Genomic DNA, 355 nt, shown 5'->3' on the forward strand with positions numbered 1-355 from the left:
GTTCCAGCGTATTAACGCTTCACAGGAGCTAATACTGTTATCCTTCACACGAATAACAGGCTGATAATACAGCTCAAATTGATTCCCACTCTTTATAGCCTCTCTTAAATCAGCATCCATTTGAATACGGGAAAGAAACGCACCCTTCATATCAGAACTAAAAAAACGATATGTTTGTCCACCAGCTTGTTTCGCAGCGATTAGTGCCATGTCAGCATGCTTTAGTAGTTCTTCCGCGTAGCCCGCAGAATTAGGGTAGACTGAAATTCCTATACTAGCCCTTTGATGAAATTCACCACTGTGATAATAAAATGGCTCTTCAAAAACATTCATGACCAAATCTACTACATGGAGG

General features: G+C 40.6%; 1 protein-coding gene. It reads right to left on the bottom strand.

Annotation, left to right across the window (positions count from 1 at the left end):
• Positions 1-333, bottom strand: a 333-nt coding sequence (locus AOA62_RS31345; protein ID WP_158235119.1) for a diguanylate cyclase, incomplete at its 3' end; no start/stop codon positions are given.
• Between the last annotated feature and the right edge of the window lie 22 nt (positions 334-355).

The sequence above is a fragment of the Pseudomonas sp. 2995-3 genome, from assembly GCF_002742565.1.
GTDB lineage: Bacteria > Pseudomonadota > Gammaproteobacteria > Pseudomonadales > Pseudomonadaceae > Aquipseudomonas > Aquipseudomonas edaphica.